This is a genomic window from Micromonospora sp. DT62 (assembly GCF_049847285.1).
In the GTDB taxonomy this organism is placed as follows: Bacteria; Actinomycetota; Actinomycetes; order Mycobacteriales; family Micromonosporaceae; genus Micromonospora; species Micromonospora reichwaldensis.
The window spans coordinates 104,543-123,669 of the sequence record NZ_JBNCOB010000012.1 but is presented as its reverse complement, the minus strand read 5'-3'; the positions used below and the strand labels follow the sequence as shown (position 1 = coordinate 123,669).

The 19,127-nt window shown below is 73.6% G+C and carries 17 protein-coding genes and 2 pseudogenes; 9 read left to right on the top strand and 10 right to left on the bottom strand.

Annotated features, from left to right (window positions below; translation table 11 throughout):
- Both ACPXCB_RS18490 and ACPXCB_RS18485 read right to left on the bottom strand, forming a co-directional pair.
- On the bottom strand, positions 1-798 hold the full coding sequence (locus tag ACPXCB_RS18490; protein WP_425876895.1) for a class I SAM-dependent methyltransferase: 798 nt from the start codon (positions 796-798) through the stop codon (positions 1-3).
- 23 nt (positions 799-821) lie between these two features.
- On the bottom strand, positions 822-1,583 hold the full coding sequence (locus ACPXCB_RS18485; protein WP_425876894.1) for an SDR family NAD(P)-dependent oxidoreductase: 762 nt from the start codon (positions 1,581-1,583) through the stop codon (positions 822-824).
- A 181-nt stretch (positions 1,584-1,764) separates the two neighbouring features.
- On the opposite strand from ACPXCB_RS18485, the gene mshA reads away from it, so the two are divergent.
- From mshA to ACPXCB_RS18470, 3 genes and pseudogenes are all read left to right on the top strand, one after another.
- The gene (mshA, locus tag ACPXCB_RS18480) at positions 1,765-3,129 is read left to right on the top strand and encodes a D-inositol-3-phosphate glycosyltransferase (protein WP_425876893.1); all 1,365 of its coding nucleotides are present in this window, start codon (positions 1,765-1,767) and stop codon (positions 3,127-3,129) included.
- Positions 3,130-3,254: 125 nt separating this feature from the next.
- Complete coding sequence (locus tag ACPXCB_RS18475) at positions 3,255-3,800, top strand: YbjN domain-containing protein (protein ID WP_425876892.1); 546 nt, start codon at positions 3,255-3,257, stop codon at positions 3,798-3,800.
- Between the two features lie 925 nt (positions 3,801-4,725).
- Positions 4,726-5,394: pseudogene (locus ACPXCB_RS18470) on the top strand (hypothetical protein); the annotation flags it as partial.
- A 456-nt stretch (positions 5,395-5,850) separates the two neighbouring features.
- On the opposite strand, the gene ACPXCB_RS18465 reads toward ACPXCB_RS18470, so the two are convergent.
- The gene (locus ACPXCB_RS18465) at positions 5,851-7,266 is read right to left on the bottom strand and encodes an MFS transporter (protein WP_425876891.1); all 1,416 of its coding nucleotides are present in this window, start codon (positions 7,264-7,266) and stop codon (positions 5,851-5,853) included.
- Between the two features lie 221 nt (positions 7,267-7,487).
- A pseudogene (locus ACPXCB_RS18460) lies at positions 7,488-8,806 on the bottom strand (MDR family MFS transporter); the annotation flags it as partial.
- A gap of 150 nt (positions 8,807-8,956) precedes the next feature.
- Here ACPXCB_RS18460 and ACPXCB_RS18455 point away from each other — a divergent pair.
- Positions 8,957-9,724 (top strand): phosphoglyceromutase, encoded by a 768-nt coding sequence (locus ACPXCB_RS18455; RefSeq protein WP_425876890.1) that lies wholly within the window; start codon positions 8,957-8,959, stop codon positions 9,722-9,724.
- 74 nt (positions 9,725-9,798) lie between these two features.
- Here ACPXCB_RS18455 and phoU read toward each other — a convergent pair whose 3' ends face one another.
- Positions 9,799-10,452, bottom strand: a complete 654-nt coding sequence (phoU, locus tag ACPXCB_RS18450) for a phosphate signaling complex protein PhoU (protein ID WP_425876889.1) — start codon at positions 10,450-10,452, stop codon at positions 9,799-9,801.
- 264 nt (positions 10,453-10,716) lie between these two features.
- Here phoU and ACPXCB_RS18445 point away from each other — a divergent pair, with 264 nt between their 5' ends.
- On the top strand, positions 10,717-12,003 hold the full coding sequence (locus ACPXCB_RS18445; protein WP_425876888.1) for a sensor histidine kinase: 1,287 nt from the start codon (positions 10,717-10,719) through the stop codon (positions 12,001-12,003).
- A gap of 23 nt (positions 12,004-12,026) precedes the next feature.
- Positions 12,027-12,710: a response regulator transcription factor gene (locus ACPXCB_RS18440; protein WP_334604020.1), complete on the top strand. Its 684-nt coding sequence runs from the start codon at positions 12,027-12,029 to the stop codon at positions 12,708-12,710.
- Between the two features lie 52 nt (positions 12,711-12,762).
- On the opposite strand, the gene ACPXCB_RS18435 is transcribed toward ACPXCB_RS18440, so the two are convergent.
- Positions 12,763-13,572 carry a hypothetical protein gene (locus ACPXCB_RS18435; RefSeq protein WP_425876887.1) on the bottom strand — a complete coding sequence of 270 codons (810 nt, stop codon included), beginning with the start codon at positions 13,570-13,572 and terminating at the stop codon, positions 12,763-12,765.
- A 74-nt stretch (positions 13,573-13,646) separates the two neighbouring features.
- Here ACPXCB_RS18435 and ACPXCB_RS18430 point away from each other — a divergent pair, with 74 nt between their 5' ends.
- The gene (locus tag ACPXCB_RS18430; protein WP_425876886.1) at positions 13,647-14,591 is read left to right on the top strand and encodes a Ppx/GppA phosphatase family protein; all 945 of its coding nucleotides are present in this window, start codon (positions 13,647-13,649) and stop codon (positions 14,589-14,591) included.
- Positions 14,592-14,668: 77 nt separating this feature from the next.
- A complete protein-coding gene (locus tag ACPXCB_RS18425; protein ID WP_425876885.1) occupies positions 14,669-15,475 on the top strand; it encodes a sugar phosphate isomerase/epimerase family protein in 807 nt (268 codons plus the stop codon).
- Between the two features lie 110 nt (positions 15,476-15,585).
- Here the strand turns inward: ACPXCB_RS18425 and ACPXCB_RS18420 are convergent, their stop codons facing one another.
- The 3 genes from ACPXCB_RS18420 to ACPXCB_RS18410 are packed head-to-tail and all read right to left on the bottom strand — an operon-like array spanning position 15,586 to position 17,615.
- Complete coding sequence (locus tag ACPXCB_RS18420; protein ID WP_425876884.1) at positions 15,586-16,158, bottom strand: CGNR zinc finger domain-containing protein; 573 nt, start codon at positions 16,156-16,158, stop codon at positions 15,586-15,588.
- Between the two features lie 19 nt (positions 16,159-16,177).
- Complete coding sequence (locus tag ACPXCB_RS18415) at positions 16,178-17,344, bottom strand: glutathionylspermidine synthase family protein (protein WP_425876883.1); 1,167 nt, start codon at positions 17,342-17,344, stop codon at positions 16,178-16,180.
- Between the two features lies 1 nt (position 17,345).
- Positions 17,346-17,615: a hypothetical protein gene (locus ACPXCB_RS18410; RefSeq protein WP_425876882.1), complete on the bottom strand. Its 270-nt coding sequence runs from the start codon at positions 17,613-17,615 to the stop codon at positions 17,346-17,348.
- Between the two features lie 131 nt (positions 17,616-17,746).
- Here ACPXCB_RS18410 and ACPXCB_RS18405 point away from each other — a divergent pair, with 131 nt between their 5' ends.
- Positions 17,747-18,667: a proline dehydrogenase family protein gene (locus ACPXCB_RS18405; RefSeq protein ID WP_425876881.1), complete on the top strand. Its 921-nt coding sequence runs from the start codon at positions 17,747-17,749 to the stop codon at positions 18,665-18,667.
- A gap of 1 nt (position 18,668) precedes the next feature.
- Here the strand turns inward: ACPXCB_RS18405 and ACPXCB_RS18400 are convergent, their stop codons facing one another.
- Positions 18,669-19,070: a VOC family protein gene (locus tag ACPXCB_RS18400; RefSeq protein ID WP_425876880.1), complete on the bottom strand. Its 402-nt coding sequence runs from the start codon at positions 19,068-19,070 to the stop codon at positions 18,669-18,671.
- Positions 19,071-19,127 lie beyond the last annotated feature (57 nt).

Below are 19,127 nucleotides of genomic sequence, written 5' to 3'. Positions count from 1 at the left end.
TCAGGTGGGGGCGATCTCGGGCCAGGGGAGGGTGAGTTCGCCGTGGCGCCAGCGGCGGGGGCCGTCCAGGACCGGCCAGCCCGCCGCACGGACCGCGGAGACCGCGCGTAGCCAGCGTTGGCGCGGGCCGTACGGGGCGTAGCCGGCGGCGGCGTGCCAGGCGTCGTCGAGCGCCCGGATCAGGTCGTGGATCCGCTCGCCGGGGACGTTGCGGTGGATCAGCGCCTTGGGCAGCCGCTCGGCCAGCTCCGCCGGGGTGTCCAGGGTGGTGAGCTTCGCGGCGAGGGTGAGCGTACGGGGGCCGTCGGCGTCGATCAGCAGCCAGCCGCCGAGGCGCCCCAACTCGTCGCAGGTGCCCTCGACCAGCAGCCCGCCCGGGGCCAGCCCGGCGGTCATGGTGCGCCAGGCGTCGGCGACCTCGCGTTCGTCGTACTGGCGCAGGACGTTGAACGCGCGGACCAGGGCGGGCCGCAGCCCGGCCAGCTCGAAGCCGCCCCGGGCGAAGGTGAGGTGGGGCGGGTCGGCGGACGGCTCGGCGGCGGCGACGCGTACCGGATCGATCTCCAGCCCGACGACCCGCACGTCGGGACGGACCGCGGTGGCGAGCCGGGCGCGCAGTTCGACGGCGGTCACCGGGCTGGCGCCGTAGCCGAGGTCCACCACCAGCGGGTCGGCCGCCTCGCGCAGCGCCTCCCCGCAGGTCTCGACGATCCAGTTGTCCACCCGGCGGAGCCGGTTCGGGTTCGTCGTCCCCCGGGTCACCACGCCGAGCGGCCGGTGCCGCGCCGTGCCCGCCATCGTCCGCGACCGTCCGGGCCGGCTCAGCCGACCCGGTGCACCTTGTGCTGGGCGGCCTGGGCCAGCGGCCGTACGACGAGGCGGTCCACGTTGACGTGCTGCGGGCGCGTCGCGCACCAGGCGACGCAGTCGGCGACGTCCTCGGCGACCAGCGGCTCGGCGACCCCGGCGTAGACCGCCGCCGCCCGCTCGGCGTCCCCCGCGAAGCGGACCAGACCGAACTCGTCGGTCCGGACCATGCCCGGGTCGATCTCGATCACGCGCACCGGTCGGCCGCAGAGTTCCAGCCGCAGCGTGCCGGCGATCGCCGTCTGCGCGTGCTTCGCGGCGGCGTAGCCGCCCCCGCCCTCGTACACGGTGAAGCCGGCGGTCGAGGAGACGACCACGATGGTGCCGGCTCCGGACGACTCCAACGCGGGCAGCAGCGCCTGGGTGACGCGCAGCGTGCCGAGCACGTTGACGTCGTACATCCACTGCCAGTCGCCGACCGACCCGGACTCGACCGGGTCCAGGCCGCGCGCGCCGCCGGCGTTGTTGACCAGGAGGGTGACCGGGCCCAGGGCCGCCGCCGCCCCGGCCAGGCCGGCCACCGACTCGTCGGAGGTGACGTCGCAGGCCACGGCGGTGGCCGCGCCCTCCGCGGCCTCGATCTCGGCCACCAGGGCGGCCAACCGGTCGGTACGCCGCGCGGCGGCGAGGACGTGGAACCCCTCGGCGGCGAGCCGGCGGGCGGTGGCCGCCCCGATTCCGCTGGAAGCTCCGGTGACGACGGCGACAGAGGTCATCCGGCCATTCTCCCCCGCGTCACCGGGGCGGGTGCCGGCGGCGTGGTGATGAGGTCCGTCACGCCCGGGCGCCGCCCTGGCGCATTACAGGTCCCCGATGGGGAAGATGACATCGGCCGGGGACGTTGTCCGTAGGGCGCCGGGCGTGCGGACGGCATAAACCGTGACAAAGGGAGCGGACGTGGCGGAGTTGCACACCGGTGTGGGTCGTCAGCGCGGTGCGCGCCCGTGGCCCCGCCCCCGGCGGATCGCGACGCTCTCGGTGCACACCTCACCCCTGCACCAGCCGGGCACCGGCGACGCCGGTGGCATGAACGTCTACATCCTGGAGGTCGCCCGGCGGCTGGCCGAGGCGGACGTCGAGGTGGAGATCTTCACCCGGGCCACCTCCGGCGACCTGCCCCCGGTGGTCGAGACGGCACCCGGCGTGCACGTCCGGCACGTCACCTCCGGCCCCCTCGAAGGGCTCACCAAGGAGGAGCTGCCTGGGCAGCTCTGCGCCTTCACCGCCGGCGTGCTCCGCGCCGAGGCGTCCCGGCCCCCTGGCCACTACGACCTGATCCACTCCCACTACTGGCTCTCCGGGCAGGTCGGCTGGCTGGCCAAGGAGCGCTGGGGGGTGCCGCTGGTGCACACCGCGCACACGCTGGCGAAGGTCAAGAACGCCCAGCTCGCCGCCGGGGACCGGCCCGAACCGAAGGCCCGCGTCATCGGCGAGGAACAGGTGGTCACCGAGGCCGACCGGCTGGTCGCGAACACGACGGTCGAGGCCCGGGACCTCATCGACCGGTACGACGCCGATCCGGCCCGCGTCGCCGTGGTCGAGCCCGGCGTGGACCTGGACCGGTTCCGCCCGGCCCCGGGGAACCGCGACCGCGTCGCCGTCGAGGCCCGCCGCCGGCTCGGGCTGCCCGCCACCGGGTACGTGGTGGCCTTCGTCGGCCGCATCCAGCCGCTGAAGGCCCCGGACGTGCTCATCCGCGCGGTGGCCGCGCTGCGCGAGCGCGACCCGGTCCTCGCCGACCAGGTGACCGTGGTGATCTGCGGGGGCCCCAGCGGCAGCGGGCTGGACCGGCCGACCGCCCTGATGGAGCTCGCCGGCACGCTCGGCGTCGCCGACCGGGTGTGTTTCCTGCCCCCGCAGACCGGTGACGACCTGCCCGCCCTGTACCGGGCCGCCGACCTGGTCGCGGTGCCGTCGTACAACGAGTCCTTCGGCCTGGTCGCGCTGGAGGCGCAGGCCTGCGGTACGCCGGTGGTGGCCGCCGCCGTCGGCGGCCTGGTGACCGCCGTGCGGGACCAGGTCAGCGGCGTGCTGATCGACGGCCACGACCCGGTCGACTGGGCCCGTACGCTCGGCCGCCTGCTGCCGGACCGGGCCCACCGCGCCGAGCTGGCCCGGGGCGCCGCGCGGCACGCCCGCAACTTCTCCTGGCACCGCACCGCCTCAGGGCTGCTCACCGTCTACGGCGAGGCGATCGCCGCGCACCGGGCCCGGCTCGCCTCCGAACTGGCCTGCGGCCCGGCGATGTCCTGCTCCTGGTGACCGGTCGCGCGCCGGCCTGCCAGCCTGCGGTCGCGCGCGCCGACACCCGTCGCCTGGTGCCCGCCGCTGTCGTGCCGGCTGTCGTCGTCCGGTGCCGGGGCGGTGCCGGCCGTAGAGTGGATCTGATGAGCGGGAAGAGTGATCTTGCGGCCCTGATCGAGTCGGTCTGCGACGAGCGGGAGCTGGCCTGGGAGTCGACCGGCCCAGGCTCGTACGCGGTCACGCTGCCGGGCACCCACAAGCTGAAGACGGTCTGCAACCTCATCCTCGGCGAGCACGCGCTGCGGATCGAGGCGTTCGTGATGCGCCAGCCGGACGAGCGGCGCGAGGAACTGTGGGCCTGGCTGTTGCAGCGCAACGCCCGCATGTACGGCGTCTCGTTCTCCGTCGACGCGGTCGGCGACGTCTACCTGACCGGTCGCGTCAATCCGGCCGGGATCGACGCCGACGAGCTGGACCGGCTCCTGGGCGCGGTGCTGACGTACGCCGACGAGTCCTTCGACACGATGCTGGAGATCGGCTTCGGCAGCTCGATCCGGCGTGAGTGGGAGTGGCGGGTCAAGCGGGGCGAGTCCACCGCCAACCTCGCGGCGTTCGCCCACCTCTTCGAGCCGTCCCCGGGCGTGGGCGGGCAGCCGGGCTCGGCCGGGCAGCCGGGCGCAGCCGGGTAGTCGGGCGCCGCCGGGCAGTCGGGCGCCGCCGGGCAGTCATGCCGCCAGGCAGTCGCCCGTGGCCGGCCGACGGGCGCCGTCGGCAGACGGATGCTGTCGGGCAGCCTGGTGCCGTCGGGCAGTCGGATGCCGTCGGACAGCCTGGGTACCGCCGGGCCGTCCGGTGCCGCCGGGCCGACCGGGTGCCGGGCCGACCGGGGTGCCGGGCCGAACGGGGGTGCCGGGCCGAACGGGGCTGTCGGGCCGAACGGGGCTGTCGGGCCGACCTGGGTGTCGCCGGCGACCGCCTCGGGTCGTGCTCGCCGGGATGGTCCTGGCCGCGCTCGTCGACCGGCCTGGACCACGGGTGCCCCGGTCGGAGGTTCGGACCGGTCCTGACGGGTATGCCGCACCGCGCGGTGCGGCACTGGGACCCGCCGCGCGCCGAGGACCAATGGTCGAGGAGCGTGAGCGTCCCATGGCTCAGCGGAACAGCTCAGGTCGCGGCGGGACTGCGACCAGGACGAAACGGCAGCCGGGCAACCAGACCCCGAACACCCCGGAGATCTCCGAATCCGAGATCTCCGGGATGAAGGTGGACGAGATCCGGGGGCAGCTGCGCAAGCGCGGGGTCTCCGGCATCTCCGCCCTGCGCAAGCCGGAACTGGTGAAGACGCTGGCGAAGACCCTGCGGGCGGAGCGTCCCTCGGGCGGTGCCGCGCGTCGCAGCACCGGGCCCGCCGGTCGGGCGACGGGGACCCGGGCGTCCGCCGGACGGGCCGCCGCCACGAAGAAGGCGGCGTCGGGCCGGGCGGCGAACAAGGCCGCCCCGGGCCGGGCACAGGCGGCGAACAAGGCTGCTCCGGCCAAGAAGGCGGCGGCGAAGAAGGCAGCGGCGAAGAAGGCGGCGGCGAAGAAGACGGCGGCGAAGAAGGCGGCCCCGGCGGCGAAGAAGGCGCCCGCGGCGAAGAAGACGGCGGCTGCGAAGAAGACGGCGGCTGCGAAGACGGCCCCGGCGGCGAAGAGGACGACTGCGGCGAAGAGGGCTCCGGCTGGGAAGAAGGCACCGGCGGCGAGGAAGACGGCTCCGCCGGCGAAGGCGGCGGCGAAGCGGGCTCCGGCCAGGAAGGCCGCCGCGAAGGCGGCCCCGGCGAAGAAGACCACGTCGGCGGCCCGGAAGTCCACGGCGGCCCGCGCGTCCGCATCGGCGCGGGCGGGCACGACGCGCGGCGGTACGGCGACCGGTGTCCGGACCGGGCGGAGCACCTCGCGGTCGGTGCGCTCCTCGCAGCTCATCTCGTCCACCGCCGACCGGCCGGAGCGCCCCGGCCGAAGCCTGGTGACCACCAACCACGACGTGATCCGCAACTGGGCGCGGGAGCGCGGCGCCGCACCGGCGACGATCGCGGGCACCGAGCGGGAGGGGCGGGTCGGCGTACTCACCTTCAACATGCCCGGTTACCGCGAGAGCAGCCGGGTACGTGAGATCACCTGGGACGAGTGGTTCCGGACCTTCGACGAGCGGAAGCTGAACCTGATCTACCAGGAGCAGCTCCGTGACGGCCGGCCGAGCAACTTCTTCCGTACGGAATCGCCCGACCGTGAGGACGCCTGACGTGTTTGGGGGAATGGTCGACGGGTAACCGCTGTTGGTCACCACCGAGGCCCGAAGTGACGGTACTCCCGGTGGGACACCGGAGCTGTGACCGGCGAGACAGCCCATCCAGGTTGTCTTCGTAATCCCGGGCGAACTAACTTTATTGCACCGCGCCACGCTTGGAACCGTTCGGGGGAGCGGTGGATCGATCAGATCCGTGCACCAGGTGAGGCGCAGGGGACGGGTGGAACAACACCGTTGGGGGACGGTGGCCACCTGTTTGGACCGGCGGCGCGAGCGGGCGACGCCTACGGGGGTGGGCTTCGCCCGCCGCCGCCGGTCATACGGTGCGAACGCCCATCGCGATCACGAGTCGCGATGGGCGTTCTGCTGTCCCCTCACCCCTGGCCTCTTCCCCACCCGCCACCTGTGGTGATCATGAGGTTGAACCCCCAAAGCGCTGCCCACCTGTGGTCACCGCACCGAGGACGGCGTGGGGGTCGCGGGGTGGGCAAGTGGGGTGGAGAGCTGGCGGAGGGCGGCTACGCGGCGGTCGCGGGGTGGGCCGGCGAGCAGGTGGCAGCCGGCGGCCAGCAGCCCGAGCCCGCCGACGATGAGCCAGTGCCGGTCCCCGAGGTACTGGAGGCTGACCCCGCCCAGGGTGGGCGCCACGAACGACGCGGCCGGGAAGGCCAGGTAGAACACCGACTGGTAGCGGGCCCGCAGCTCGAGCGGGGCGAGGTCGGCGTTGATCTGCGCGTTGGGCGGCGCGGCGAGCATCTGGCCGACCGTCCAGACCACCGCCGCGGCCAGGTAGACCGCCACGTCGTCGGCGAACGCGAGGGTGGCGAAGCCGAGCGCCAGCAGCGCGGTGGAGACGGCTAGGACGCGGTCCTTGCGGTGCCGCTCGATCAGCCGCGGCACGAAGAGCTGCCCGAGCACGATCAGGACTCCGCCGAGCGCCACCACCGCCCCGTACGCCGACGGGCGCAGGCCGTCCGACCGCATCGCCAGGGGCATGATCGTCGACGTCTGCATGGTCAGCACGGCCAACACGAAGGTCAGGCCCACGAAGGTGAGGAAGGTGCGGTCGGTCAGCGCCGTGTGCAACCCCGGCTGCCGCTCCCGCCCCACTCCCCGCTCCCGCCCCACCCGCCCCACTCCCCGCTCCCGCCCCACCCGCCCCACCCGCCGCGTCACCGCTCCGCTGCCGCGGATCGGCGCCAGCCGAAGATCTTGGACACTTTCCGTCCGGTCGGAGCGGGAAGTGTCCAAGATCGGGGCAGTCCTGGCGGCGCGGTGGGGGAGCGTCTCCGGGACCTTCCAGGCGATGACCGCCGCCGCGAGCACGGTGGCGGCGGCGTCGACCAGGAAGAGCGCGACGAAGCTCGCCTCGGCGAGCAGGCCGGCCAGCAGCGAGGCGACGGCCATGCCCAGGTTGAACGCCCAGAACTGGAGGTTGAAGGCCCGGGAGCGCCGCCGTTCGGGCACCACGTCGACGATCGCCGCCACGAAGGCGGGGCTGGGCATCGAGTGCGCCACCCCGACCAGGGCGGCGAGCGCCGCGATCATCGCCAGGTGCCGGCTGAAGGCCAGCCCGACCATCAGACCGGCGGTGGCCAGGTGGGCGGCGAGCAGGGTGGACCGCCGCCCCCACCGGTCGGCCAGCACCCCGCCGAGCAGCACGCCGCCCGCCCCGCCCAGCCCGTACGCCCCGACGACCGTGCCGGTGAGCGCCTCGCTCGCTCCCCGCGCCTCGGTCAGGTAGAGCGACAGGAAGAGCATCGCGAAGGCGCCGGCCCGGTTGATCAGCAGGCCGGCCCAGAGGTACCAGAAGGTGGCGGGGAGCCCGCCCGCGGTGTCGTCCAGCCAGCGGCGCAGGGCCCGCACCCGTCCTCCCGACAGTCCTGTTTCCTAACCGAAGCGTCCTCGGCCGAAGCGTCCTGAGCCGAAGCGTCCTCGACCGTAGGAAGCCGAGGGTCGCCGCGCCAGCGTGTCGCTGGTCACCGCGCTCCCGTCGGCTCCGGCGCCCGCCCCGGGCCCTTGTCCGGCAGGCCGTCGCCCCTTGCCGGTCCGACGGGCCGCCCCGGGCCCTTGTCCGGCAGATCGTCGGCCCTTGCCGGACCGACCGGCTCGGCGGGGGCCGTCGCCGCCGCCTCGGCGGCCTGCGGTGCGGGCGGGCGGATCGCCACCACCGGCACGACGGGACCGGTGGCCGCCCGCAGCAGTGTGGCCCGCCGCTCCCGGGCCGGGCCGGAGATCAGGTGGGCGAGCGCCATCAGCCCGCCGATGGCGGCGCAGCCGAACCAGAGCTGGGCGTTGCCGGCCTGCTCCCGGACCAGGCCGCCGAGGACCGGCGCGACCGCGGCGGCTCCCTGCCAGGAGAGCGAGAAGACGCCCTGGTAGCGGCCGCGCAGCTCGGCGGGGGAGAGTTCGGCGATCAGGGTGGCGTTGGATGGCGAGTTGAGCATCTCGCCGACCGTCCAGACCAGCACGGTCAGGCCGTAGAACCAGGCGGTGTCGGCGAAGGCGGTGAGCCCGAACCCGACGCCCATCACCACCGACGCCAGGGCGAGCACGTGCGACCGGCTCCGGCCCCTGATCAGCCGGGGTACGAAGAGTTGGCCGACCACGATCAGCACCCCGTTGAGCGCGATGACCGAGCCGTAGGTGGTGGGGCTGAGCCCGGAGTCGCCCATGGCGATCGGCAGCATCGAGATGTGCTGGAGGAAGACGAGCGCAGCGAACAGGTTGAGCGTCACGAAGCCGAGGAAGACCCGGTCGCGCAGGATGGTGCGCAGCGCCCCGACCGGGGCGCCGGTGCCCCGCTGGCCGCCCCCGCCGGCGGGGGCCCGCCGGGTCTCGCCGACCTTGAGGAAGATGACCAGTGCGGTGATCACGGTGGTGGTCGCGTCGACCACGAAGAGCAGCAGGAAGCCGGCCTCGGCGGCGAGGCCGGCGAGGATCGCCGCGCTGGCGAAGCCGAGGTTGATCGCCCAGTAGTTCAGCGAGAAGGCGCGCAGCCGGTCCTTCTCCGGCACCACGTCGATCACCATCGCGCCGAACGCGGGCCGGGCCGCCTCGGCGAACATGCCGAGCAGCAGGGCGCCGAGCGCCACGGCCCACAGTTCCCGGGCGAAGCCGAGGGCGAGCATCATGGTGGCCGCGCCGAGATGCGCGGTGAGCAGGGTGGGCCGGCGGCCCCAGCGGTCGCTCAGCGTGCCGCCGGCGGTGGTGCCGAGACGCCCCACAGGCCGAGCACCAGCCCCGCCTGCGACGCGGAGAAGCCGCGCTCCTGCGTCAGGTAGATGGCCAGGAAGACCAGGACGAACGAGCCGAGCCGGTTGATCAGGGTGCCGGCCCACAGGTACCAGAAGCTGACCGGCAGGCCGCCGGTGGTGTCCCGGAACCAACCCCGCATCGTCCGCACGCCAGCGCCCCCGCCCCGTAATGACCGTCTTGACTGTCGCGCCTTACAACCTAGTGCCGGGCCGGATCTCCGGGCAGCGCATTTTCCACGTGGTGGTCGTCACGACCACCGCCCGCGCGTCGCCCGGCGAGGTGCGGCAGGATGATCGGCATGACTGCTAGCGAGGGGCCCACCGTCGGGACGCTGGTCCTGCTGCGGCACGGCGAGAGCGACTGGAACGCCAAGAACCTCTTCACCGGCTGGGTCGACGTCGACCTGACCGAGAAGGGTGAGACCGAGGCACGCCGCGGCGGCGAGCTGCTGCGCGAGCACGACCTGCTGCCGGACGTGGTGCACACCAGCGTGATGCGCCGCGCGATCCGTACCGCCGAGCTGGCGCTCAACGCCGCCGACCGGCACTGGATCGCCGTGCGCCGGTCGTGGCGGCTCAACGAGCGGCACTACGGCGCCCTCCAGGGCAAGAACAAGAAGCAGACCCTGGAGGAGTACGGCGAGGAGCAGTTCATGCTCTGGCGCCGTTCGTACGACACCCCGCCGCCGCCGATCGCGGACGACGACGAGTTCTCGCAGGTCGGCGACCCGCGTTACGCGCTGCTGCCGGTCGAGCTGATGCCCCGCACCGAGTGTCTCAAGGACGTCGTCGAGCGGATGCTGCCGTACTGGTACGACTCGATCGTGCCGGACATCCTGGCCGGCCGTACGGTGCTGGTGGCCGCGCACGGCAACTCGTTGCGCGCCCTGGTGAAGCACCTGGACCAGATCTCCGACGAGGCGATCGCCAAGCTGAACATCCCCACCGGCATCCCGCTGCGCTACGACCTGGACCCGCAGCTGCGCCCGCTCACCCTGGGCGGCACGTACCTGGACCCGACCGCCGCCAAGGCGGCCGCCGCCGCGGTGGCCAACCAGGGCCGCTGACGTAGCCACGGAAAGGCCCCTTCCCGGCGCGACGCGCGGCGCGACGCGCGCGGGAAGGGGCCTTTTCCGTGCGCTCAGCCCGCCGTGGGGGTGGTCTGTCCGGTGATCAGGTAGACCACGTGCTCGCCGACGTTGACGGCGTGGTCGGCGAAGCGCTCGTAGAAGCGGCCGAGCAGGGTGGCGTCGATGGCGGTCTCCACCCCGTACGGCCAGTCCTCGCCGAGCAGCAGCCCGAACAGGCTGCGGTGCAGGTCGTCCATGGCGTCGTCGTCGCCGTCGAGTTCGGCGGCGAGCTCGGCGTCGGGCTTGGCGAGCACCGAGCCGATCTTGATGGCCATCCGGTCGGCGATGGCGGCCATGTCGGTGAAGGTCGGCCGCAGCTCCGCCGGAACGGCCGGCGACGGGTGCCGGCGCAGGGCGGTCTTGGCCACGTGGTCGGCCAGGTCGCCCATCCGCTCCAGGTCGGCCGCGACGTGCAGCGCGGTGATCATCGCGCGCAGGTCGGAGGCGACGGGGGCCTGCCGGGCGAGCAGGTCGCAGACCCGCTCCTCGACGTGCCGGTAGAGCTCGTCGATCTCGGCGTCCCGCTCGATCACCGTCTCGGCCGCCCGGCGGTCCGCGGTGAGCAGGGCGTGGGTGGCCTGCCGCATCGCGGCCCGGACCCCTTCCGCCATGTCCACCAGCAGTTGGCTGACGATCTGGAGGTCAGCCCGGAACTCGTCGCGCATTGTCACGTCCTGTGGTCGCTGGTTGTCGGTCGCCCGGCCGGGGCCGGCGCAACGGTCGCCGGCTCCGTGGCGCGTGCGAAGGTCGCTGGTCGCCGACCCCGGGCCGGCGGGAGCAGGTGCGCCGCCCACGGTAGGTCGGGCGGGCAGACCCGAGGTGAACCTCGGTGAACGACGCCGGACGCGGGAGTGAACTTTGCCGGAAGCGAAGGTGATTCATCCTATTTGTGGTGGTTGCCAGGTTAACAATGACCCTACGATCGCCGGGTGGAATGGGCGGTGACGGTCGCGGTGGCCGTGGGGCTGGCGGTCGGACTGGTCGCCGGGGTGCTGCTGCCCCGGCTCGTTCCGGCGCTGGGCGAACGCGCCACGCGGGCAGGGAGCCGGTCCGGCTTCCCTCACACCTCCGGGAGGCTCCCGATAGCCGAGGATCCGCAGTCCGGCATCGGCCGCCGGACCATCGACTCCCTACGGGCCGGCGTGGTCGTGCTCGACCCCGACGACCTGCCCGTCCTGGTCAACCCGGCCGCCCGCGCGATGGGGCTGCTCCGCACCGGCCCCACCCAGGGCTCGATCGCCGCCCACCCGCTGATCCGTACGCTCGCCGGGCAGGTGCGGCGCACCGGCGTGCGGCGCGAGATCGAGCTGGACCTGCCACGGGGCCGCGACAGCGCCGAGGTCAACCCGCTGGGGGTGCACCTGCGGGCGATGGGGATCGGGGCGGGCTTCGTCGCCGTCGAGGCCTCGGATGTGACCGAGTCCCACCGGCTGGCCCGGGTCCGCCGCGACTTCGTCGCCAACGTCAGCCACGAGCTCAAGACCCCCATCGGGGCCCTGCAACTCCTCGCCGAGGCGCTGCTGGACGCCACCGGGCCCGCCGGGGCGGGCACGCCCGACCTCTCCGAGGACCTGGTCGCCGCGCGTCGGTTCGCCGAGCGCATCCAGCACGAGTCGACCCGGCTGGGCCGCCTCGTGCAGGAGCTGCTGGAGCTGACCCGCCTCCAGGGCGCCGAGCCGCAGCCGCCCCCGGAGCCGGTCGCGATCGACTGGGTGATCGCCGAGGTGATCGACCGGACCCGCACCTCCGCCGCCGCCCGCCGGATCGAGGTGGCCGTCGACGCCGAACGGGGCCTGACCGTCCACGGCAGCGACGCGCAGCTCGCCACGGCCGTGTCCAACCTGGTGGAGAACGCTGTCAACTACTCGGGCGAGGACACCACCGTCCGGATCACCGCCCGCGCCGCCGACGAACACGTGGAGATCTCCGTCGCCGACCAGGGCATCGGGATCGCCCCGACCGACGTCGACCGGATCTTCGAGCGGTTCTACCGGGCCGACCAGGCCCGGTCCCGGTCGACCGGCGGCACCGGCCTCGGGCTGGCCATCGTGAAACACATCGCCGGCAACCATGGCGGAAGGGTGGAGGTGTCGAGCACTCTTGGTGGTGGATCGACGTTCACCCTCCGGCTGCCCACCCGTCCCCCTGACGAGAGCCTGGCGACACCGCCGTCCGCTGGGATCGAGGCCGGTCCGGCCGAGCTCCGGCAGGCCTGACAGCACATGGAAAGGAAGTCCCGTTGAGCCGCGTACTGGTGGTCGAGGACGAGGAGTCGTTCTCCGACGCCCTGTCGTACATGCTCCGCAAGGAGGGTTTCGAGGTGTCCGTCGCCGCGACGGGGACCGCCGCCCTCACCGAGTTCGACCGGACCGGCGCCGACATCGTGCTGCTCGACCTGATGCTGCCCGAGATGTCCGGCACCGAGGTGTGCCGGCAGCTCCGGCAGCGCTCGCACGTGCCGATCATCATGGTCACCGCCCGGGACAGTGAGATCGACAAGGTGGTCGGCCTGGAGATCGGCGCCGACGACTACGTGACCAAGCCGTACTCGCCCCGGGAGCTGGTCGCCCGGATCCGGGCGGTGCTGCGGCGGCAGAGCGCCGAGGCCGCCGAGTCGGGCGGGCCGACGCTGGCCGCCGGCCCGGTCCGGATGGACATCGAACGGCACGTGGTGACCGTCGACGGCGCCCCGGTCCAGCTACCGCTCAAGGAGTTCGAGCTGCTGGAGCTGCTGCTGCGCAACGCGGGCCGGGTGCTCACCCGGGGCCAGCTCATCGACCGGGTCTGGGGGGCCGACTACGTCGGCGACACCAAGACCCTCGACGTGCACGTCAAGCGGCTGCGCTCCAAGGTCGAGCCGGAGCCGTCCGCGCCGCGCTTCATCGTCACCGTGCGGGGTCTGGGCTACAAGTTCGAGCCCTGACCGGCGTACGCACGACGGGGCCCGCGCGCGGCGCGGGCCCCGTCGTCGTCGGTCAGGCGCCGTCGGCGGGGTGCGGGGCGACCATGCCCTGCCGCCTGCGCGCCCCGCACACCTCGGCCAGCTTCGCGTACGCGGGGGCGCCCACGAGCGCGGTCAGCTCCGGGCCGTACGAGACGTACATCGGCTCGCTGCCGACGTGCGCGTCGGTGGAGGACGTGCACCACCAGTCCAGGTCGTGCCCGCCGGCGCCCCAGCCCCGCCGGTCGAACTCGGAGAGCGTGGAGACCAGCACCTTCGTGTTGTCCGGCCGCTTGACCCACTCCTGGTCGCGGCGGATCGGCAGTTGCCAGCAGACGTCGGGCTTGTATTCCAGCGGGTGCACCCCGTCGCGCAGCGCCTGCGCGTGCAGGGCGCAGCCGGCGCCGGCCGGGAAGCCGGCGTCGTTGAGGAAGACGCACGGCCCGTCCGCCTCCTGGGTGGCGGTGCGGCGGGCGGAGTTCTTGCCGTCGATCGTGTCGCTCTCGGTCCAGTTCTTGAACCCGCGCCGGAAGTGCTGCCACGTCGCCGGGGTCAGCCGCTTGACCGCGGCCCGGACCCGCTGCTCGTCGTCGGAGTCGGTGAAGAACGCGCCGTGCGAGCAGCAGCCGTCGGCGGCCCGACCGGCGACGATGCCGTGGCAGCCCCGGCCGAAGATGCACGTCCAGCGGGAGAGCAGCCATGTCAGGTCGGCCCGGATGAGATGGTTGCCGTCCGCCGGGTCGGCGAACTCGATCCACTCCCGGGGAAAGTCCAGGGGCACCTCGCGGCTGCGGGGATCGTCCGGGTCGTCCACCAGCACACGGAGTTCGATCTGGCCTGTCACCCGGCCCAGCGTACGCCCGGTGCCCCCACCGGTCCGCCGAGCCGCGCAATCCGGTTGGCCCTAGTGTCTTCAGCATGCGACTGGGTGTCCTCGACGTCGGTTCCAACACGGTGCACCTGCTGGTGGTCGACGCCCACCACGGGGCGCACCCCTGGCCGGCGCACTCGGAGAAGGTCGTGCTGCGGCTGGCCGAGCAGATCGGCCCGGACGGCGCGCTGACCGAGGCCGGCGCGGACGGCCTGGTCAAGGCGGTCGGCATGGCCAAGGCGGCGGCCGCGGGGCTGGGCGCCGAGGACCTGATCGCGTTCGCCACCTCCGCCGTCCGCGACGCCACCAACGCCGCCGAGGTGCTGGCGCGGGTGCGCGACGAGGCCGACGTACGCCTGGAGGTGCTGCCGGGTGCGGACGAGGCGCGGCTGACCTTCCTCGCGGTGCGGCGCTGGTTCGGCTGGTCGGCGGGCCGGCTGCTGGTGCTGGACATCGGCGGCGGCTCGCTGGAGCTCGCGGCCGGCATCGACGAGGACCCGACCGTGGCGGTGTCCCTGCCGCTCGGCGCCGGCCGGCTCACCCGGGACCAGCTCCGGGTGGCCCCCGACAGCGCGGCGCCGCCGCCGGCCGAGGCGGTCGACGAGCTGCGGGCGTACGTCGACGGGTTGCTGGAACCGGCCGTCGCGCAGCTGACCGCGGTGGGCTGGGAGCGGCCGGTGGCCACCTCGAAGACGTTCCGGACGCTGGCCCGGCTGGCCGGCGCGGCGCCCTCCGGTGCCGGACTGTGGGCGCCCCGCCGGCTCACCCGCGCCGGGCTGCGCCAGGTGCTCGGGTTCATCCGGCACATCCCGCCGGCCCAGCTCGCCGAGCTGGAGGGGGTCAGCGCCGGCCGGTCCCACCAGCTGCTCGCCGGGGCGGTGATCGCCGAGGCCGTGCTGCGCCAGTTGGACGTGGACGCGCTGGACATCTGCCCCTGGGCGCTGCGCGAGGGCGTGATCCTGCGCCACCTGGACCAGCTCGGTCCGGTGTAAGAGGCAAGGAGTGTGATCTGGGCGGTTTGCGGTCTCTCGTCACGAGGTGTCGATCGACCCCGGCTACCCTCGATGGTGTGACTTCCCGCGTCCCCGTGCTCCTGTCCACGTCCTCGGTCTTTCCTGAGCGGACCGCGGCGGCGTTCCAGTTGGCCGCCGCGCTCGGCTACGACGGCGTCGAAGTGATGGTCTGGACCGACGCCGTCAGCCAGGACGCCGGCGCGCTGCGCGGGCTCGCCGAGCACTACGGCGTCCCGGTGCTCTCCGTCCACGCGCCCTGCCTGCTGGTCACGCAGCGGGTGTGGAGCCCCGACCCGTGGGAGCGGCTGCGCCGCTCCGCGGAGCTGGCGGCGACGCTCGGGGCGCCCACCGTGGTGGTGCACCCGCCGTTCACCTGGCAGCGGGACTACGCGCGCAACTTCGCCGACGGGCTCGCCGCGATCGCCGCCGACCACCCCGACCTGCGCTTCCCGGTCGAGAACATGTACCCGGTCCGGATGGCGGGGCGGCAGTTCGTGCCGTACGTCCCGGGCTGGGACCCGACCGAGACGGGGTACGACTCCTACACGCTCGACCTGTCGCACTGCGCCGCCTCGCACACCGACTCGCTGGCGATGGCCGACCGGATGGGGACCAACCTGGCCCACGTGCACCTCGGCGACGGCACCGGCGAGGGCCGCGACGAGCACCTGGTGCCGGGGCGCGGCACCCAGCCCTGCGGCGAGCTGCTCTCCTCGCTGGCCGGGCGCGGCTTCACCGGCTCGGTCGCCGTGGAGGTGACCACCCGGGGCGCGAAGAGCCGCGCCGTGCGGGAGGCCGACCTGCGGGAGTCGCTGGCGTTCGCCCGCCAGCACCTCGGCACCCCGTCCCCGGTCGACGCCTGAAGAACGCGCTGTGCCCGGTAGACGCCTGAACGCCGCGCCGTGCCCGGCCGACGCCCGGAGGGCCGCTGCGCCGTGCCCGGCCAGCGCGAGGGCGCCGGCCGGGCCGGGCGTCAGACTGTCGTGCTGAGCGATTCCTTGCTGCTCACGCCGGCCTGCTCGCCGATGGCCGCGCGCTTGCGGGCGCGGTGGGCGGCCACGTGCGAGCGGGTGGCGCAGCGTTCCGAGCAGAACCGCCGGCAGCAGTTGGACGAGGTGTCCAGGTAGACGTTGCCGCAGCGGTCGTCGGCACACACCCCGAACCGGGCGCTGCCGTACTCGCAGAGCCAGACCGACAGCCCCCAGGCGGCGCCGGCCAGGTATTCGGCACTCACCGAGGCGCCCCGGCTGGTCACGTGCATGTGCCAGTCGCTGGAGTCGTGCCCGGAGATGCGGGGCTGCACCGGGAACGCCTCCAGCAGCGCGTTGAGCTCGGTCACCGCCTGGGCGTCCCGCCCGGATGTGCCGTACTCGAAGACGTCGCGCAAGCGCTTCTGCGCCCGCCGGAAGGTCGCGATGTCCCGTTCCGCCACCTCGTCGCGCATCCACGCGTTGTCGTCGGGGAAGAGGGCCCGGAGGTCGTCGAGGTCGTCCAGGCGGGCGTTGACGAGGTCAACGCCGGTCCGGGCGTACGCGTCGAAGTTCACGCCCACAACCGTAGACGACTCAGGGGACCCGTGGCGCGTCGATGTAGTGCGGCAGGAACCGCGCGTAGCCGTCGGTGATGAGGCTCGTGCTCTCCCGCACCCCCACCCCGGCAGACTCGCCGTCGACGATCCAGCTGCCCAGCACCATCCGGTTGCCGGCGAACTCCGGCAGCGCCCGGAACTCCTGGTAGCACCAGCCCTCGTCGCCGTAGATCCCCGGGTTGGTGATCTCGGTGTCGCCGGTGACGATCCGCACCGAGCCGCCCTCGCGGCCGAGCAGCGGCTTGGCCACGTACTCGGTCATGCCGCGCGGCGAGTCGAGGTACGCCGGCAGCAGCAGCTCGTGGCCGGGGTACAGCTCCCAGAGCACGGCCAGCAGCGCCTTGTTCGACAGCAGCAGCTTCCAGGCCGGCTCGAGCCAGGTCGTCGGGGTGCCCGGCTCCAGCGCCAGCGGCCCGTACGGCTCGGCGAGCATCCACTCCCAGGGGTAGAGCTTGAAGCAGGTGGTGACCGGCTGGTCGGCCGCGTCGACGAAGCGGCGGCCGTCCCAGCCGAGCCGCTGGATCGGCTGGAGCGTGACCTCCAGCCCGGCCTGGCGGGCGGTCTCGGCGAGGTAGCCGGCGGTCATGTGGTCCTCGCCGGACTCCTCCTCGTTGGACCAGAGCACGTGCACCCGGCGGTCGTGCAGCCCCGCGCCGATCTTCGCCCAGGCGGCGACGAGGCGCTCGTGCAGGCTGTTCCACTGGTCCAGTTCCGGCCGGGTGTGCTCCAGCCAGTACCACTGGATGATGCTCGCCTCGACCAGCGCGGTGGGGGTGTCGGCGTTGTATTCCAGCATCTTCGGCGGCCAGCTGCCGTCGTAGGCGAGGTCGAAGCGCCCGTAGAGGGTGGGCGGCGCCTCGCGCAGCGACCGGGCCACGGCCTCGGCGGCCCAGGCGGGGATGCCGAACTCGGCGTAGCGGTGGCGCTGGACGACGTGCTCGGCGGCGGCGACCGACATCCGGTGCAGCTCCTCGGTCGCCTCCTCCAGCCGCAGCACCTCGTCCAGCTCGAACGCGTACGCGGCGGTCTCGTCCCAGTACGACATGATGCCGCCGTCGGGCAGCTCGGTGTCGACGTACACCAGGCCCTGGGAGCGGATCGTGGCGTCCCAGTCCGGGCGGGGGGTGACCGACTCCCGGCGCACCTCAGCCGCCGCAGGAGGCGAGGTGGGTGCCGAAGCCGCCCCGGTCGGGCACCGCAGCCGAGGCCGGCTCCGGCGCGGTGCGCCCGGTGGTCACCGTGGGCGCCCGCAGCGCCAGGGCCACCGTCTCGCCGCCGCCCACGGGGCCGAGGGCGCAGTCGTCATCGTCGTCGTCCGAGGACATGTTGCAGCCGGAGAGGGTGAGCGCGAGGACGGTGAGCGCGCCGAGCTGCACGGAGGCCGACCGGAGCCGGCGGCGGGGGCGTTGTTCCACGTCATCGTTGTAACCGATGGGGGCCACCGCCGTCCGCCCCCGGTCGGTGCCTGTGACGGTGTTGGGACCTGGCGACCGAGGCTGCGCCCGCTGCCCCGCGCGGGGCCACCGGCGGGCGTTACGCTCGGTCCATGCTCCGTACCGTCATCCTCGCCGCCTCCCGGTCACCCCAGGTCGAGCGGCTCGTAGCGACGGCCCCGTTCACGCGGGACCTCGTCCGCCGGTTCGTCGCCGGCGCCAAGACCGACGACGCGTTGCGCGCGACCCGCGAACTCGTCGACGACGGTCTCGCGGTCACCCTCGACAACCTCGGCGAGGACACCGTCACCCCCGAGCAGGCCACCGCCACCCGCGACGAGTACGTCGGGCTGCTGAAGCTGCTCTCCGGCGCAGGGCTCACCCCGGCCGCCGAGGTCAGCGTCAAGCTGTCGGCGCTCGGCCAGATGTTCGACGAGCAGCTCGCCTACGACAACGCGCGGGCGATCTGCGCCGCCGCCGAGGAGGCGGGCACCACCGTCACCCTGGACATGGAGGACCACACCACCACCGACTCGACGCTGGACATCCTCGCCAAGCTGCGCAAGGACCACCCGTCGACCGGCGCCGTGCTCCAGGCGTACCTGCGGCGGACGGAGTCGGACTGCCGCGAGCTGGCCACGGCCGGTTCCCGGGTCCGGCTGTGCAAGGGCGCGTACAAGGAGCCGGAGTCGGTGGCCTACCAGTCCGCGCGTGAGGTGGACAAGTCCTACGTACGGTGCATGAACATCCTCATGTCCGGCGACGGCTACCCGATGCTGGCCACCCACGACCCCCGACTGATCGCCATCGGGGAGGACCGGGCCCGCTGGTTCGACCGTGGCCCCGAGCGGTTCGAGTTCCAGATGCTCTACGGCATCCGCCCGGAGGAGCAGGCCCGGCTGGCCGGTGAGGGCTACACCGTGCGGACCTACCTGCCCTACGGCGAGGACTGGTACGGCTACCTGATGCGCCGGCTCGCCGAGCGCCCGGCCAACCTCATGTTCTTCGGCCGGGCCGTGCTGTCGAAGAAGTAGGTCAGCCGTTCGACCAGCCCCGGGTGCTCAGCACCAGCCGGTAGCCGTCCGGATCGGCCACCGTCACCCCCCAGCGGTCCCAGTACGGGCCGGCGGAGACCCTCGTCCCGCCGGCCCGTTCCAGTTCCCGGACCAGCCCGTCGTCGACCGGGCCGTCGAGGTAGAGCACCAGCAGGTCCTCAGCGGTCGGGGTGGGCGTGACGGCGAGTTGCTCGCCGCCGACGAGTTCCAGGTGCCAGTGGTTGCCCGGCCGGCCGACCATGAGCAGGTCGTGCTCGCCCGGCGCCTCGGCGACGGAGCGCCAGAGCACGTCGAGGCCGAGCCCGCCGACCCAGAAGCGTTCGGCGGCTGCCAGGTCGCGGCTCGGTCGGGCGATGCGTAGGTGCGTGGGGGCGAGCGACATGACCCGATCGTGCGACCTGGACCCGGCGTGAGGTCAAGCCCTTGACGGCGTTGGCTA

Excerpts from the sequence above, each read along its gene's own strand:
- ACPXCB_RS18490 (WP_425876895.1), bottom strand. The coding sequence starts at position 798 with ATGGCGGGCACGGCGCGGCACCGGCCGCTCGGCGTGGTGACCCGGGGG.
- ACPXCB_RS18485 (WP_425876894.1), bottom strand. The coding sequence starts at position 1,583 with ATGACCTCTGTCGCCGTCGTCACCGGAGCTTCCAGCGGAATCGGGGCG.
- ACPXCB_RS18475 (WP_425876892.1), top strand. The coding sequence starts at position 3,255 with ATGAGCGGGAAGAGTGATCTTGCGGCCCTGATCGAGTCGGTCTGCGAC.
- ACPXCB_RS18455 (WP_425876890.1), top strand. The coding sequence starts at position 8,957 with ATGACTGCTAGCGAGGGGCCCACCGTCGGGACGCTGGTCCTGCTGCGG.
- phoU (WP_425876889.1), bottom strand. The coding sequence starts at position 10,452 with ATGCGCGACGAGTTCCGGGCTGACCTCCAGATCGTCAGCCAACTGCTG.
- ACPXCB_RS18430 (WP_425876886.1), top strand. The coding sequence starts at position 13,647 with ATGCGACTGGGTGTCCTCGACGTCGGTTCCAACACGGTGCACCTGCTG.
- ACPXCB_RS18405 (WP_425876881.1), top strand. The coding sequence starts at position 17,747 with ATGCTCCGTACCGTCATCCTCGCCGCCTCCCGGTCACCCCAGGTCGAG.
- ACPXCB_RS18400 (WP_425876880.1), bottom strand. The coding sequence starts at position 19,070 with ATGTCGCTCGCCCCCACGCACCTACGCATCGCCCGACCGAGCCGCGAC.